Genomic DNA, 14,985 nt, shown 5'->3' on the forward strand with positions numbered 1-14,985 from the left:
GAAAGCAATGAAAGTCCTATTTCTGGTGCAGAAGGAACAACGGGCGATTCTCGACCGCCTGTACGACGGCGTCGCGGCCAACTGCGACTGCGATCTGCGTTGGCTGAGCGACGAGGACCAGCGCAACCTGCGTCGCTACTTCAAGCGGGAAGTGGACGTCACGCGCTACGACCGTATTGTGTTCTTCCTGCGTTTCAAGCAGGAAATCCGTCAGGTTGCGTTCATTCGCAGCGTTCCCAACCTGGTGATCCTCGAGCACGACGCGTACCAGAACTACATACCCTGCAAATACACCGGCAAGTTCAGCGAGCATTACCGCCAACTGCCTTGGGCCCGAATCATCAGCTCTGGCTACATGGTCAGCGAGCGCCTGCGCCAGGAAGGCTTCGACGCGGTATTCGTGCCCAAGGGCTACGACGAACAACTGCTGGCCGACCAGGGGCGCGAACGCGATATCGAGCTGGCATTCGTCGGCAGCACCAAGAGTGTCGCCTACAGTGGCCGCAAAGCCTTGCTGGATGAGTTGGGACAGGTGGAGAACCTGGTGGTCACCCGTACCAAGTCAGGCGAGGACTATTGCAATACCCTCAATCGTATCCGTTTTTTCGTCAGTGCCGACGTCGGCATGGGCGAGTACATGATCAAGAACTTCGAGGCGATGGCCTGCGGTTGCGTATTGTTCGCCTACGACCAGGGCGAAGCGGAGAACCGCGCACTGGGGCTCGAGGACATGCGCAACGTGGTGTTGTATGACAGCATCCCGACGCTGCAGGCCAAGCTGCGTCGGTTACGCGAGGATCCGGCGCTGTCGGCGTTCATCGCTGGCAATGGGCGTGAACTGGCCACTGCGCGCTTCAGTTTCGCGGCCGTGGGCCGAAGCATTGTCGAGCACATGGTGCCTGCACTGCGAGTGCATCCGCCGCTGACCACCTGGCAGCGCTTGCGTTTGCGGCTCGGGTTCTGACGTAGATTCGAGCAAGACTACGTAATCAGCAAAACGGCTGGCTTCAAGGCCCACCGAATCATCAAAGGGGCGTTACGCCGTTGAATATCCTCAATGTGATGTGGTCGGGTGGTTCGCCCTTCGCTTCCATCCACAGTGTGCACCGGCAGGTGCTGGCGCATGCCCCGAGTGGTGCGCATGTGACCAACTGGCTTCTGCTCGGAGAGGGTTTGTGCAGCGGCGTGGGCCAGACGCGCAGCTGGCATTTGTCGCCACGCGTGCTCAAGGGGCGGCTAGCGCACGGACTGGCACTGTCCTGGGTGAAGTGGCGTCTGCGTCGCGCGCTGAAGGTGGTGGTTCCCGATGTGCTGTTGCTGGACGGACTGGGTGTTGCCCGGCTGCTGCTGCCAGTGTTGCGTCAGCTTCCAGACGTGCAGGTTGCCGTCCTGTTCCACGGTACGACACGCCTGACCCGACGCGATGTAGCCTTGTTCCGGCAGTTTCCTGTAGAGCGCCTGAGGGTCGCCGCTGTCTCCACGACATTGGCGCTTTCGCTGGCCCAGGGGTTGGGGCGTTCGGTGCAAAGCTTGCGTGTGGCGCTGAATCCTCGGGCCTTCACCGATCATTCGCTGGATCGGGAGCAGGCCAGGCAGGCCTTGTCGCTGATGGAGGATGGTCTTGTGCTGGGGGCGGTGGGTCGCCTGGTCGAGAGTAAAGGTTTCGAGATGTTGATCGAAGCGTTCGCCAGGACGCGCGCAGTGCAGCACGGCGCTCGCCTGGTCATACTCGGCGATGGCCCGTTGCGTGGGCAGCTGGAAGCGCAGGCCAGATCGCTCGGCGTGGGTGATCGTGTCCGGTTCTATGGCCACCGTGAAGATTCGATACGACTGTACCCGGCCTTCGACTGGTTGCTGGTGCCCTCCCGCTCGGAAGGCCTCGGGCTGGTGCTGCAGGAGGCCGTGCTTTCCAAGGTGCCGGTCGTCTGCAGTGACCTGCCGGTTTTTCGAGAACAGTTGGCTGATTCGGGCCGCTACCTGCCGACGGACGATCCGTATGCCTGGGCTGACGTCATTGACGATTGCGCCTTCCAGGATGCCGGCGTCAAGGCTTCGGAGCAGTGGCAGGCCTTGGCGCCGGAGCAGGGATGGCAAGCGTTCCGGTCCGGTTCGGCCAGCCTGTTGGCGCGCTGAGTGTCAGCGCGCCGCCAGGGCCGCCTGGAACTGATCGAGGGGAAACTCTCGGGCGAGGGGTTCTCGCTCGATGTAGCGAACCATGTGCTGTACGTTGCGTTGCACCATTCGGGAAGAGAGCGGGGCGCGCAGGAAGCGCATGTCGGCCACGTCGATCAAGCCCAGCAGGCCTTCGGGGGTCTCGACCACGTTGCCCAGATGCAGCGAGCGGAAGTAGATCCCCGCGTGATGCAGTCGCCGAATAAGCTCGACCAGGCGCGGCAATTGCCGGTTCCAGCTGAAGTCGGGCTGGCGCGACAGTTGCAGCAGGGTCTCGCCCGGCAGCGGTCGATAGAGCACTGCCGTGCGGCCCGGCAGCGGCAGCTTGTGGTGGCTGATCACTTCCAGGGTCGGGAAACCGGCCTGGCCCAGGCGCATGGCGTTGTCGATGAAGCGCTGCGAGTAGGGGCGTAGCAGTGCAGATGAAATCAGACGCTTGCGACGAAACACCTTGAGGATATTTCCATCCCCAAGCAGGTAGACTTTGGCGCCGTGGCTATCTGCCTCAAGCACCTTGGCGCCGAGAGTCAATCGATCGAAGTCGACCTGGGAGAGCCGGGAACATTGCATGTATTCGAGCCTTGTCTTCATGGCAGGCAAAATGACCGGCAATAATGCCGAAAAAAATCTGCCAGCACCATGACGGTGTTTTTACGTTTCATCGGGGGAAAGGAATGTTGTATGAGAAGGGCTGGGCAAAGGCCTGGCTGGGGTTGGGTTTTGTCTGGTTTCTGGCGGCGGTGGCATTGGCGCCAACCAACAAGTTGTACCAGCAGGGCATGATCCTGTTCCTGTGGCTGCCGACCTTGGGGTTGGCATGGTCCGCCAGGCACGTATTCCTTCAGGCCTGGCGCCGGCAGCCAGCCTTGTGGATCGCAACCGCCGCATTGCTGGCCTGGAGCGCCGTGACCCTGATGTGGTCTAGTGCAGAAGACGGTCTGCGTGAAGGCAAACGGTTATTATATATCCTGTTGTTCCTCATGGCTTTTCCGCTCATGGCCCAAATGGGTATCGCGCGTTGCTGGCGACTGTTGCAACTGGGTGGTGGGCTGCTGGCCATAGCTGCCTTGATATCGATCGTGCGCTTCTATGGTATGTCTGGCCAGTCGTGGGTGGAGCGTCTGGCCGGTATAGGCGAGATCTCCCATCCGATTCTGGGTGCCTACGTCATTGCCGCCGCCATCCTGTGGATTCTGTATGCCTGCCCGCGTCATCGTGGCCTGCAACTGGCCTGGATGCTCGCGCTGGCGTGTCTGGGAGCGTTCGTGATTCTGAGCCAGAGCCGCGGCGCGGCATTTGCGTTGGTCGTGACGGTCATACTGGGTGTTTTGTGGCACCGTGATCGCGCAAGTGGGCTGTTCGCGCTCCTTGCCGCCTTGGCCACGGGGGCGGCGTTTTACCAGATGTACGACCTGATCATGGCGCGAGGTTCGTCCTACCGACCAGAGATTTTCATGTCCGCCGTACACATGATCGGTGAGCATCCCCTCACCGGACTGGGGTTGGGGGCCTACTATCGAGTGGAGGCGCTCGGAGAGATGTTCGAGCACACGCACAACATGTTCACCCATGTCGCCGTGGAGCTTGGCTTGCCAGGGATGCTGCTGTGGGTGGCAATCTGGCTTTTCACTCTGGGCGAGATCGTACGAGCCCGCCATACGGTGTTCGGCAAGGCGCTGCTTGGCCTCTGGGTGTTTTCCACCCTGGCCATGCAATTCGATGCCGCCAGCCTGACCGCCACGCCACGGGCCGAATGGTTCATCAGCTGGCTGCCAGTAGGCCTGGCAATGTTGTTGCCGTGGGCAGATGACCAGAAACGACGCTGTGGTAAAATCGCCGGTTCAATCTGAACAGCGAGCTCGATGATGGCCGAAACACCGCTACCGGTGGAGAACACCTCCAGCCTGAAGATCTACTTCAGGCTGCTGAGGTACGTGAAACCCTACATCGGCATCTTCCTGCTGAGTATCGTCGGGTTTGTGATCTTCGCTTCGACCCAGCCGATGCTGGCCGGGATCCTCAAGTACTTCGTCGACGGCCTGAGCAATCCCCAGGCCGTCCTGTTCCCCAACGTGGCCTACCTGCGCGACCTGCAACTGCTGCAGGCCGTGCCGCTGCTGATCATCCTGATCGCAGCCTGGCAAGGCCTGGGGTCGTTCCTGGGCAACTACTTCCTGGCCAAGGTGTCACTGTGCCTGGTGCACGACCTGCGCGTGGAGCTGTTCAACAAGCTGCTGGTGCTGCCCAACCGCTATTTCGACAACCACAACTCCGGCCACCTGATTTCGCGCATCACCTTCAACGTGACGATGGTCACCGGCGCTGCGACCGACGCGATCAAGGTGGTGATCCGTGAAGGCCTGACGGTGGTCTTCCTGTTCGCCTACCTGCTGTGGATGAACTGGCAACTCACGCTGGTCATGGTCGCGATCCTGCCGGTGATCGCCGTGATGGTGAGCACTGCCAGCAAGAAATTCCGCAAGCAGAGCAAGAAGATCCAGGTGGCCATGGGTGACGTCACCCATGTTGCCTCCGAGACCATCCAGGGCTATCGGGTGGTGCGCAGTTTCGGCGGTGAACGTTACGAGGAGCAGCGCTTCAGCGCCGCCAGCCAGGGCAACACCGACAAGCAGTTGCGCATGACCAAGACCGGCGCGCTCTACACGCCGCTGCTGCAACTGGTGATCTACAGCGCCATGGCTGCGCTGATGTTCCTGGTCCTGTTCCTGCGTGGGGACGCATCGGCTGGCGACCTGGTTGCCTACATCACGGCCGCGGGGCTGCTGCCCAAGCCGATCCGTCAGCTTTCGGAGGTCAGTTCGACCATCCAGAAAGGCCTGGCCGGTGCCGAGAGCATCTTCGAGCAATTGGATGAAGCCCCTGAGGTGGATACCGGTACCGTTGAGAAGGCGCGTGTGCAGGGCCGTCTGGAAGTACGCAATCTGAGCTTCACCTACCCAGGTACCGAGCGTCAGGTGCTCAGCGACATCAGCTTCACTGCCGAACCTGGCCAGATGATTGCCCTGGTCGGTCGTTCCGGCAGCGGCAAGTCGACCCTCGCCGCGCTCATTCCGCGTTTCTATCACCACAGCGAAGGGCAGATTCTGCTCGATGGCGTGGAAATCGAGGAGTACCGCCTGCGCAACCTGCGTCGACATGTATCCCAGGTCACCCAGCATGTCACGTTGTTCAATGACACCGTGGCCAACAACATCGCCTATGGCGACCTGGCCGGTGCACCGCGTGCCGATATCGAGGCCGCGGCCGCCGATGCCTATGCCAAGGAGTTCGTCGACCAGTTGCCGAAAGGTTTCGACACCGAGGTCGGCGAGAACGGTGTGCTCCTGTCAGGCGGTCAGCGCCAGCGCCTGGCGATAGCCCGTGCACTGCTGAAGAATGCACCGTTGCTGATTCTGGATGAAGCGACCTCGGCGCTGGATACCGAGTCCGAACGGCATATCCAGGCAGCCCTGGACCATGTCATGCAGGGGCGCACGACACTGGTGATCGCCCACCGGCTGTCGACCATCGAGAAGGCCGACATGATCCTGGTGATGGAGCAGGGGCGTCTGGTGGAGCGTGGTACCCATGCCGAGCTGCTTGAGGCCAATGGCTACTATGCCCGTCTGCATGCCATGGGCCTGGATGCGCCGGAAAACGTCGATATCACCTAAATCCAAGCATCGGGGCTGGCACGGCCCCGATTGTCACTGCAGTTGTCCACAGCGAAGGTGGCGGTAAAGCCATCCACGACCCTGTGCTAATATCCTGCCCCTGTTCACTTTTCCAAAAATGGGTTGCCCATGAAGTTGTCCATGCCGCGTTTCGATCAAGCCCCGGTACTGGTGGTCGGCGATGTCATGCTTGACCGCTACTGGCATGGCGGTACTTCGCGTATTTCGCCTGAAGCGCCGGTGCCGGTGGTCAAGGTCGATCAGATCGAGGATCGCCCCGGCGGCGCGGCCAACGTGGCCTTGAACATCGCTGCCCTCGGCGCGCCCGCTTCTCTGGTCGGCGTCACCGGCCAGGACGAGGCTGCCGACAGTCTCGCCAACAGCCTGCACGCCGCCGGTGTGCGCTCGATCTTCCAGCGCATCGCCCACCAGCCGACCATCGTCAAGCTGCGGGTGATGAGCCGTCACCAGCAACTGCTGCGCATCGATTTCGAGGAGCCGTTCGCCACCGACCCGCTGTCGCTGGGCGCGGAGGTCGATGCCCTGCTCAAAGGCGTCAAGGTGCTGGTGCTGTCCGACTATGGCAAGGGCGCGCTGCAGAACCATCAGGCGCTGATCCAGGCCGCCCGCGGCAAGGGCATCCCGGTGCTGGCCGACCCCAAGGGCAAGGATTTCTCGATCTACCGCGGTGCCAGCCTGATCACCCCGAACCTCAGTGAGTTCGAGACCATCGTTGGCCGTTGCGCCGACGAAACCGAACTGGTCGCCAAAGGCCTGAAGCTGCTCGACGAGCTGGACCTGGGCGCGCTGCTGGTGACCCGTGGCGAGCATGGCATGACCCTGCTGCGCACCGGCCACCCGGCCCTGCACTTGCCGGCCCGCGCCCGTGAAGTGTTCGATGTCACCGGTGCCGGTGATACGGTGATTTCCACTCTGGCCGCCGCCATCGCCGCGGGCGAGGACCTGCCGCATGCCGTCGCCCTGGCCAACCTGGCCGCCGGCATCGTGGTCGGCAAGCTGGGTACCGCCGCCATCAGCGCCCCTGAACTGCGTCGCGCCATCCAGCGTGAAGAGGGCTCGGAGCGGGGCGTGCTGGGCCTGGAGCAGCTGCTGCTGGCCATCGACGATGCCCGTGCGCACAACGAAAAGATCGTCTTCACCAACGGCTGCTTCGATATCCTCCACGCCGGTCACGTGACCTACCTGGAACAGGCTCGCGCCCAGGGCGACCGGCTGATCGTCGCCATCAACGACGATGCCTCGGTCAGCCGCTTGAAGGGCCCGGGCCGGCCAATCAACAGCGTTGACCGACGCATGGCCGTGCTGGCCGGCCTCGGTGCGGTGGATTGGGTCATCAGCTTCCCTGAGGACACGCCGGAGAACCTGCTGCGCCAGGTCAAGCCGGATGTGCTGGTCAAGGGCGGTGACTACGGTATCGACCAGGTGGTCGGCGCCGATATCGTCAAGGCCTACGGCGGCACGGTGAAGGTGCTGGGCCTGGTGGAAAACAGCTCGACCACGGCGATCGTCGAGAAGATCCGCAAGCACTGATAGGCTGCAAGTCGCGGGGCAAGCCCGCTCCCATGAAACGCTGGGAGCGGGCCTGCCCCGTGTTCATTTATGCAGCGAGGTCCGCGCCCGGGCCAGCAGTTCCCGAGCCTTGTCCCCGAACCGTTCCAGGTGCGACACCGGCGCGGGCTTGCTTTCGACCAGCCCCTGCTGCTTCAGCCAGTCCTTCCAGCGCACCCGCTCATCCCGCACCACCCAGCCATCCTGACGGGCGAAGCTCTCTGCCAGCCACAGTCCGCGCGTGCCCGCGGGTGTCAGTTGGTCCTTCTTCAAGGTGTACAGCTCGGCCACGGGCTGGCCGTCCTTGAGCGGCATCAGGTAGAGATCCGGCCGCTTGCGATTGAGCCTGGCCACCAGTTGATCGCCTTCCAGGCGCTCGTCGACGTGGAACAGGCTCAGCGACTTGGCCTCACGGGGTACCTGCAGGCGCAGGTCGTAGATCAGTTGCAACGACGCGGTGGGCAGGTGCACATAGGCGCGTGGCCGCTCCAGCAGCATCAGGTTGGCGCAATGCACCGGGCGGGCAGCGCCCGACTCGGGCGACAGCACGAACGGCAGCGCCTCACGGTAGTGCAGGGCGGCGGCATAGGGCGCTGGCAGCCAGGTTTCGTTGAAGCGTCCGCCCAGCCAGCCTTCGGGGGTTTCCAGCAGGCATTCCTCGGCCACTTCCTGGATCGCTGTGTGCAGCGGCAGGTTCAGCTCGTGGGCCGGGACGTAGCCGGAAATCAGTTTGAGCACTACATCGCCACGGTCCTGTCGGCGCTGGCGGACCAGCACCCAGTAGTCGCGGCCCTGCCAGTGCAGGGTCAGGCGCACCGACACGCCGAGGTTGGCCAGTTCCGCCACGAAGTGCTCGGGGTCGGCGACCTGGATGGCCTTGCGCCGCTGCAGGGTCTGGGCGAAATTCAGCGGCATGCCGATACTCTGGTAGGTCAGGCCTTCGGGCGTGGCCTCGACGTGCAGCGGCAGGGTCTTGAAGTTGCTCGGATTCTTGCGGATCAGCGTACGCGGCACGAGGCTCCTCCTTGCGTTGGGCCCCCGCCTGGACGGCTCAGGGCCGGCCCAGGATGCGGGCGACGGTGGCCACGTTGTGGGCCAGGTGCACCGGGTTGATGGTGCCGACGATGGCACTGCTCACGCCCGGGTGGGCGAACAGCAACTCGAAACTGGCCTGCACCGGATCGACCCCGGGCGCCAGGCAGATATGCCCGCTGGCCAGGGCTTTCTTGACCAGGATGGCCTTGCCGTGTTCGGCAGCGTAGTCCAGCACGGGCCGCTCCGCCTGCTCGTTGAGGTTGTAGGTGACCATGGCGCAATCTCCTTGCTCCAACGCCTTCAGGCCGCCGGCGACGGTCTTGCCCGACAAACCATAGCCCAGGATCTTGCCTTCCTGCTTGAGTGCGGCGAGGGCTTCGTACACGCCCTCCCGCTCGAGGATCGCCAGGTCGTTGCCGTCGGAATGCACCAGAACCAGCTCGATGCGGTCGGTTTCCAGGCGCTGGAGGCTGCGTTCGACCGAGCGGCGGGTGTGGGCGGCGCTGAAATCGAAGTGCGACTGGCCGGCCTCGAACTCTTCGCCGACCTTGCTGACGATCACCCACTGGTCACGCTGGCCGCGCAGCAATGGGCCAAGGCGTTCCTCGCTGCGGCCGTAGGCCGGTGCGGTGTCGATCAGGTTGATGCCCAGTTCGCGGGCCTGGGCGAGCAGCAGGCGGGCGGTTTCGTCATCGGGGATGGTGAAACCGTTGGGGTACTTCACGCCCTGGTCGCGGCCAAGCTTGACCGTGCCCAGGCCCAGCGGCGACACCCGCAGGCCGGTGCTGCCCAGGGGGCGGTGATGATCGTGCAGGGTCGGCAGGCTCATGGCAGCAGTTGCTCCCAGGCAGGCAGCGCCAGCGGTGGGCGGGGCAGGTTGGCGAGGTCCGGCTGGTTCTTCGGGTGGATGCCGTCACGTTCGAAGCTGGCCAGCACACGATCAGCGAAGTCCGGCGCCAAGGCCAGCTTGGTCGGCCAGCCGACCAGCAGGCGCTGCTGGTCGGCGAGGAAGGCGTTGTCCGGGCGTACCAGGCCCGATTGCGCCGGCTCGGCGCGGTCGACGCGCAGGGTGGCCCAGCGCACCTGGGCCTGGTCGATCCAGGGCAGCAGGCTGGCGACTTCCTTTTGCGCCGCGGCGATCTGCGCGGCGGGCTCGCGGGCCACGCCGTCGGCCTCGGCAATGTCGCCACCCAGGTACCACACCCACTGGCCGTCGGCGGCCGGGTGGGTGGTAACGGTGATGCGCGGCTTGGGACCGCCGCCCAGGCAGTGAGCGTACAGCGGCTTGAGATTGGGGCCCTTGGCCAGGACCATGTGCAGCGGCCGGCGCTGCATGGCCGGTTGGTTCAGCCCCAGGGCGTGCAGCAGCGCTTCGGTGCCGCCGCCGGCGCTGAGGACGATACGTTGGGCGCGGATCTCGCGGCCATCGACCACCAGCCCGGCCAGGTCATCGCCGTCGCGCAGCGGCTCGACACGCTCGCCGGCCAGCAGGCTGTCGCCCGCCAGCCGTGCCAGGTTGGCCAGCAGGCTGGGCACGTCGATGACCAGCTCGGCCAGGCGATAGACCTTGCCCTTGAACGCGCGGTCCTGCAGGGCCGGCGGCAGTTGCTCGCCCTTGACCTGGTCGACCCGGCCACGCACGGCCTTGCTGGCGAAGAAACTGGTGAGGTTGCCGGCCAGGGTGCCGGGAGACCACAGGTAATGGGCATCGGAAAGCAGGTGGGTAGCGGTCAGGTCCAGCTCGCCGTTGCCGGCCAGCGCTTCGCGCCAGCGTCGCGGCATGTCGGCGATGGCCTCGGAGGCGCCGCTGAGGGCGCCGTGCAGGGCGTATTTGGTGCCACCGTGGATGATGCCTTGCGACTTGATGGTCTGCTCGCCACCCAGGCTGGCGCGCTCCACCAGCACCGTCGAATAGCCCAGCCGGCGCAGCCGGGCATTGAGCCAGAGGCCTGCGACCCCGGCGCCGACGATCAGCACGTCAGTGGTAATGGCGGATGGCATGCGGGCACCTCGAAAACTGGGACAGGTGCGCAGTATACAGTTCACATGGGAACAGTGTTCCCCGTGGATCAATGCCCGGCGGTATTGGAGAACACCTGGATCACCACCACCCCGCCGACGATCATGGCCATGCCCAGCATCGCCGGCACATCCAGTTTCTGTCCGTAGATCAGCAACGCCGCGATGCTGATCAGCACGATGCCCAGCCCCGACCAGATCGCATAGGCGATGCCCACCGGAATGCTGCGCACCACCAGGGTCAGCATCCAGAACGCCACGGCATAACCGCACACCATCAGCAGCAGCGGCAACGGCGTGCTCGGCCCCTTGACCGCTTTCATGGAGGCGGTGGCGATGACTTCGGCGCAGATGGCGATGGCGAGATAGGTGTAGGCGTTCATGGTGCGGGTCCTCCGTTGCTGGATGGGCATTCTAGGGAATCCCAGGATGCGGTAAAGTCATTGCCTATCTGCTTTTAAGATAGGTTTGCCATGACTGAACACTGGAGCCTCGAGCAACTGCGCCTGTTCGTCCGAGTCGCCGAGTTGCGTTCGTTTTCCGCCGTGGCCCGCGAGCAGCGCAAGGCCCAGTCGGCGATCAGCAGCGCCATCGCCTTGCTCGAGACGGACCTGGGCGTGACCCTGTTCGAGCGCAGCAGCGGCCGGCAGCCGCGCCTGACCGAAAGCGGCGCCGCGTTGCTGGAGGACGCCCGCGAGCTCTTGCGCCAGTGCGAGCGCCTGGATGGCCGGGCACAGGCCTTGATGCGCGGGCAGGAGGCGTTGTTGCGGGTGGCCCAGGACGAGGCCATGCCCTACCAGCCGGTGATCGACAGCCTCGACGAGCTGGCGGCGCACTACCCTTACCTGGAAGTGCAGCTGGCCAGCGGTGCCCAGGGCGATGTGGCGCGCAAGCTGGTGGAGCGGCGTGCCGACCTGGGCTTGTTCTTCCACCATGAAAGCATTCCCGCCTCGTTGGAACGGCGCGCCCTGGGCAGCGTCGAGATGGTCACGGTGTGTGCCATCGACCACCCACTGGCACACTTGGCCAAGGTCAGCCGCCAGCAACTGGCCCGTCATCGCCAGTTGCTGATCACCCCGCAGCAGAGTGGCTACCCGGGCGGCGAGGCGATCAGCCCGCAGGTCTGGCGTGCCGACAGTTTCTACGCCATGGCCGAGTTGCTGATGCGCGGCCTGGGCTGGGCCTGGTTGCCTCGGCATGTGGTGCAGTACCCCACCTACCAGACGCAGATGGTCGAGCTGGACAGCGAGTGGCGCCCGCCGGCGCTGGTGGCGGAGCTGGCCTGGCGGCGCGACGAACCGTTGGGCCCGGCCGCGCAGTGGCTGGCCGAGCGCTTCGCCGTGCACCTGAGGGCGATTGGCTGACAGGCCTTTTCGCGCGGTTCCTAGTAAACTCCGCCGCCATGAACAGAACCCTCTATACCCTGCTGTTTCACCTGGGCCTGCCGCTGGTCGCGCTGCGCCTGTTCCTGCGCGGGCGCAAGGCGCCGGCGTACCGTGCGCGGATCGCCGAGCGTTTCGCCTGCCAGCTGCCGCCCATGCGCCAGGGCGGCATCTGGGTGCATGCGGTCTCGGTGGGCGAGAGCATCGCCGCCGCGCCAATGGTCCGTGCCCTGCTCAAGCAGTACCCCGACCTGCCGATCACGCTCACCTGCATGACCCCGACCGGTTCCGAGCGTATCCGCGCGATGTTCGAGGCCGAGCCAAGGGTGCAGCACTGCTACCTGCCTTATGACTTGCCGTGGGCGGCCGGGCGGTTCCTCGACCATGTGCGCCCGCGTCTTGGCATCATCATGGAAACCGAACTGTGGCCGAACCACATCCACCAGTGCGCCAGGCGCGGCATACCGGTGGCGCTGGCCAATGCCCGGCTGTCCGAGCGCTCGGCTCGTGGCTATGCCCGCTTCGCCGGCCTGACCCGGCCGATGCTCGAGGAGATGAACCTGATCGCCGTGCAGACCGAAACCGAGGCCGAGCGTTTCCGTACGCTCGGTGCGCGGCACGAATGCGTGCAGGTGACCGGTTCGATCAAGTTCGACCTCAAGGTCGACGATCAATTGCTGCCACGGGCCAGCGCATTGCGGGAACAGTGGGCTGCCCGGCAACGTCCGGTATGGATCGCTGCCAGTACCCACGATGGCGAAGACGCGTTGATTCTCGAGGCTCATCGTGAGCTGCTGAAGGTCCACAGCGATGCATTGCTGATCCTGGTGCCGCGCCATCCCGAGCGTTTCGCGGCGGTGCATGGACTGTGCGCCGGCGAGTTCACCACGGTGCGCCGCTCGAACGGCGACGCGGTCACGGCGCAGACCCAGGTGCTGCTGGGCGACACCATGGGCGAGCTGCTGTTCCTCTATGCCCTGGCCGATATCGCCTTCGTCGGTGGCAGCCTGGTGGCCACCGGCGGGCACAACCCGCTGGAGCCGGCGGCGCTGGCGCTGCCGGTGCTCATGGGGCCGCATGTGTTCAACTTCCTCGAGATCAGCGCGATGCTGCGCGAGGCGGGGGCATTGCAGCAGGTGGATGACGCCGAAGGGCTGGCCGGGGCGGTGCGTCGGTTAGTCGAGCTGCCGCAGGATGCGCGGCGCATGGGCGAGGCGGGCAGGGCGGTGATGAGGGCCAACCAGGGGGCGTTACAGCGGTTGCTGGATGGGCTGGCTGCGCTAATCCGCTGATCTGTGAGGCGATGCGGTCCCTGTAGGAGCGACACAAGGCCGCTCCTACAGCGACCGCGAGCTCCCTTGGCTCAAGGCCGGCGTTCGAAGTTCTTCGCCGCCGCCGCCGCCAGGTCCGGTGGCAGGAAATCCTTGTCCGGGTTGTAGTCGGCCTTCAGGTACCGCCCCAGGTCCTGCAGGTCCTGCGGGCTCAGGGTGCCGGCGGCCTGCTTCAGGCGCAGGTTGTCGAGAATATAGTCGTAGCGGCTGTTGTTGTAGTCACGCACCGAGGTGTACAGCTGGCGCTGCGCGTCGAGCACGTCGACGATGTTGCGGGTACCGACCTGGTAGCCGATCTCGGTGGCTTCCAGCGCGCTCTGGTTGGAGATGATCGACTGCTTGCGCGCCTGCACCTGCTCCACGTCGGTGTTCACCGCGCGGTGCAGGTTGCGGGTGTTCTCCACCACCTGGCGACGCAGGCTTTCGCGCTGCTGCTCGCTCTGGGTCAGGCGGGCGTAGGCCTCGCGTACCTGGGAGCTGGTCAGGCCGCCGCTGTAGATCGGGATGTTCAACTGCAGGCCTACGCTGGTCTGCTCGACATCGCCACCGTAGCGCACCCCGTTCTGCGAGGGGTTGGTGAAACCGAGGTTGTCGTTGTCGCCTTTCTGGTACTTGGCCACCGCGTCGAGGGTCGGCGCATGGCCGGCCTTGCGCTGGCGCACGGTCTCCTCGGCGGCCGCCACGGCGTGGTTGGTCGCCAGCAGGTTGAGGTTCTGCCGTCCGGCGGTCTCGACCCAGGCCTTGGCGTCGTTGGGCGTGGGCACCTGCACCGGCAGGGTGTGGACCACGCCCTGGATCGCCGTGTACTGGCGGTTGGTCAGGGTGATCAGGGCCTCGAAGGCATCCTGCACCTGGCGCTCGGCAATGATCCGGTTGGCCCTTGCGGTGTCGTAGCTGGCCTGGGACTGCAGCACGTCGGTCTTGTCCGAGAGGCCGACGTCGAAGCGCTCGTTGGATTGGTCGAGCTGGCGCTTGAAGGCCGCTTCTTCGGCCTTGGTCGAGGCCAGGTTGTCCTGGGCGCGCAGCACCGCGAAGTAGTTCTCGGCGCTCTGCAGGATCAGGTTCTGCTCGGTGGCCGACAGTTCCAGGGCCGCCTGTTCGTTGACCGACTCGGCGGCTTGCAGCTGGAACCAGCGGTCGGCGCGGAAGATCGGCTGCGCCAGGGTGGCGCTCCAGGCGTTGCCGCTGCGGTTGGAGGTGACCGACGGTTCGTCGAGCTTGGTGCGGGTGTTCATCATCTCGGCGCCGGCCGAAAGGTTCGGCAGCAATCCGGCGCGGGCCTGGGGCACCACTTCACGGCGGGCACCGTAGTCGGCGCGGGCGGCGGCCAGGTCGGCGTTGTTGTCGACCGCTTCCTGGTAGACGCTGACCAGGTCGGTCTTCACCGTCGTGGGCGTATCCACTGCCCAGGCCACTCCGTGGGACGCACAAGACACGGCAATTGCCAGTGAGAGTTTGCGCAGCATAGGGCAATCCTTGATCAAATTTTATTTACTGTACTGTCAGGTATCGGGCGATGCGCCAGTGTAGTGCCGCGCGCCGTCATCAACAATCCGCCACTTGTGCCATTTATCACCCCCGGATTTACCCGCTTGGCTTTGCCGGCCACTCCAGTCTAGACTGCGCATGTTCTTGTCGGGGTGCCTTGAAGCAAAGGCTGAGATCGCAGAGGTGCGGATCCCGTTGAACCTGATCAGGTTAGCGCCTGCGTAGGGAACAAGATTGCTCTCACATCCCGGGAGCCTCTTGTGCCAGGTCCGGGATCGTCACGGCTGCTTGCAGCCCACGGCACCCCATGTCCGG

Annotated in this window: 13 protein-coding genes and 1 riboswitch; of the genes, 7 read left to right on the forward strand and 6 right to left on the reverse strand. The window is 64.6% G+C overall.

From position 1 onward, the window contains the following. The first annotated feature begins 7 nt into the window (after positions 1–7). Positions 8–964, forward strand: coding sequence for a glycosyltransferase family protein (locus tag ACVWZ5_RS19085; protein WP_301142614.1), 957 nt, complete (start codon positions 8–10; stop codon positions 962–964). An 80-nt stretch (positions 965–1,044) separates the two neighbouring features. Next, on the forward strand, positions 1,045–2,133 hold the full coding sequence (locus ACVWZ5_RS19090; protein ID WP_457340787.1) for a glycosyltransferase: 1,089 nt from the start codon (positions 1,045–1,047) through the stop codon (positions 2,131–2,133). A gap of 3 nt (positions 2,134–2,136) precedes the next feature. Here the strand turns inward: ACVWZ5_RS19090 and ACVWZ5_RS19095 are convergent, their stop codons facing one another. Next, a complete protein-coding gene (locus ACVWZ5_RS19095; protein ID WP_062572653.1) occupies positions 2,137–2,742 on the reverse strand; it encodes a BUD32 family EKC/KEOPS complex subunit in 606 nt (201 codons plus the stop codon). Between the two features lie 104 nt (positions 2,743–2,846). On the opposite strand from ACVWZ5_RS19095, the gene ACVWZ5_RS19100 reads away from it, so the two are divergent. The 3 genes from ACVWZ5_RS19100 to hldE all read left to right on the forward strand — a co-directional run bounded on the left by ACVWZ5_RS19100 (position 2,847) and on the right by hldE (position 7,397). Continuing rightward, positions 2,847–4,022 carry an O-antigen ligase family protein gene (locus tag ACVWZ5_RS19100; RefSeq protein ID WP_186600358.1) on the forward strand — a complete coding sequence of 392 codons (1,176 nt, stop codon included), beginning with the start codon at positions 2,847–2,849 and terminating at the stop codon, positions 4,020–4,022. Positions 4,023–4,037: 15 nt separating this feature from the next. Beyond that, entirely contained in the window at positions 4,038–5,846 is a 1,809-nt protein-coding gene (gene msbA / locus ACVWZ5_RS19105; protein WP_028688296.1) for a lipid A export permease/ATP-binding protein MsbA, read from the forward strand. A gap of 129 nt (positions 5,847–5,975) precedes the next feature. After that, positions 5,976–7,397 carry a bifunctional D-glycero-beta-D-manno-heptose-7-phosphate kinase/D-glycero-beta-D-manno-heptose 1-phosphate adenylyltransferase HldE gene (gene hldE, locus ACVWZ5_RS19110; protein ID WP_336196390.1) on the forward strand — a complete coding sequence of 474 codons (1,422 nt, stop codon included), beginning with the start codon at positions 5,976–5,978 and terminating at the stop codon, positions 7,395–7,397. A 63-nt stretch (positions 7,398–7,460) separates the two neighbouring features. On the opposite strand, the gene ACVWZ5_RS19115 is transcribed toward hldE, so the two are convergent. The 4 genes from ACVWZ5_RS19115 to ACVWZ5_RS19130 form a co-directional block, all read right to left on the reverse strand. Further along, a complete protein-coding gene (locus tag ACVWZ5_RS19115; protein WP_062572655.1) occupies positions 7,461–8,429 on the reverse strand; it encodes a hypothetical protein in 969 nt (322 codons plus the stop codon). A 37-nt stretch (positions 8,430–8,466) separates the two neighbouring features. Next, a complete protein-coding gene (locus ACVWZ5_RS19120) occupies positions 8,467–9,279 on the reverse strand; it encodes an aldo/keto reductase (protein WP_028688293.1) in 813 nt (270 codons plus the stop codon). Further along, positions 9,276–10,451: an NAD(P)/FAD-dependent oxidoreductase gene (locus ACVWZ5_RS19125; RefSeq protein ID WP_096048827.1), complete on the reverse strand. Its 1,176-nt coding sequence runs from the start codon at positions 10,449–10,451 to the stop codon at positions 9,276–9,278. The genes ACVWZ5_RS19120 and ACVWZ5_RS19125 overlap by 4 nt, the downstream gene beginning before the upstream one ends. A gap of 68 nt (positions 10,452–10,519) precedes the next feature. Beyond that, entirely contained in the window at positions 10,520–10,852 is a 333-nt protein-coding gene (locus tag ACVWZ5_RS19130) for a DMT family transporter (RefSeq protein WP_062572657.1), read from the reverse strand. A gap of 90 nt (positions 10,853–10,942) precedes the next feature. On the opposite strand from ACVWZ5_RS19130, the gene ACVWZ5_RS19135 reads away from it, so the two are divergent. After that, complete coding sequence (locus ACVWZ5_RS19135) at positions 10,943–11,833, forward strand: LysR family transcriptional regulator (protein ID WP_062572658.1); 891 nt, start codon at positions 10,943–10,945, stop codon at positions 11,831–11,833. A 38-nt stretch (positions 11,834–11,871) separates the two neighbouring features. Further along, positions 11,872–13,143 carry a lipid IV(A) 3-deoxy-D-manno-octulosonic acid transferase gene (waaA, locus tag ACVWZ5_RS19140; protein ID WP_096048826.1) on the forward strand — a complete coding sequence of 424 codons (1,272 nt, stop codon included), beginning with the start codon at positions 11,872–11,874 and terminating at the stop codon, positions 13,141–13,143. 71 nt (positions 13,144–13,214) lie between these two features. On the opposite strand, the gene ACVWZ5_RS19145 is transcribed toward waaA, so the two are convergent. After that, a complete protein-coding gene (locus tag ACVWZ5_RS19145; RefSeq protein WP_028688288.1) occupies positions 13,215–14,648 on the reverse strand; it encodes a TolC family outer membrane protein in 1,434 nt (477 codons plus the stop codon). A gap of 160 nt (positions 14,649–14,808) precedes the next feature. Next, positions 14,809–14,915: riboswitch (TPP riboswitch) on the forward strand. Positions 14,916–14,985: the final 70 nt, after the last annotated feature.

Source organism: Pseudomonas sp. TE6283 (genome assembly GCF_054060555.1).

Excerpts from the sequence above, each read along its gene's own strand:
- ACVWZ5_RS19085 (WP_301142614.1), top strand. The coding sequence starts at position 8 with ATGAAAGTCCTATTTCTGGTGCAGAAGGAACAACGGGCGATTCTCGAC.
- ACVWZ5_RS19095 (WP_062572653.1), bottom strand. The coding sequence starts at position 2,742 with ATGCAATGTTCCCGGCTCTCCCAGGTCGACTTCGATCGATTGACTCTC.
- ACVWZ5_RS19100 (WP_186600358.1), top strand. The coding sequence starts at position 2,847 with ATGTTGTATGAGAAGGGCTGGGCAAAGGCCTGGCTGGGGTTGGGTTTT.
- msbA (WP_028688296.1), top strand. The coding sequence starts at position 4,038 with ATGGCCGAAACACCGCTACCGGTGGAGAACACCTCCAGCCTGAAGATC.
- hldE (WP_336196390.1), top strand. The coding sequence starts at position 5,976 with ATGAAGTTGTCCATGCCGCGTTTCGATCAAGCCCCGGTACTGGTGGTC.
- ACVWZ5_RS19120 (WP_028688293.1), bottom strand. The coding sequence starts at position 9,279 with ATGAGCCTGCCGACCCTGCACGATCATCACCGCCCCCTGGGCAGCACC.
- ACVWZ5_RS19125 (WP_096048827.1), bottom strand. The coding sequence starts at position 10,451 with ATGCCATCCGCCATTACCACTGACGTGCTGATCGTCGGCGCCGGGGTC.
- ACVWZ5_RS19130 (WP_062572657.1), bottom strand. The coding sequence starts at position 10,852 with ATGAACGCCTACACCTATCTCGCCATCGCCATCTGCGCCGAAGTCATC.
- ACVWZ5_RS19135 (WP_062572658.1), top strand. The coding sequence starts at position 10,943 with ATGACTGAACACTGGAGCCTCGAGCAACTGCGCCTGTTCGTCCGAGTC.
- waaA (WP_096048826.1), top strand. The coding sequence starts at position 11,872 with ATGAACAGAACCCTCTATACCCTGCTGTTTCACCTGGGCCTGCCGCTG.
- ACVWZ5_RS19145 (WP_028688288.1), bottom strand. The coding sequence starts at position 14,648 with ATGCTGCGCAAACTCTCACTGGCAATTGCCGTGTCTTGTGCGTCCCAC.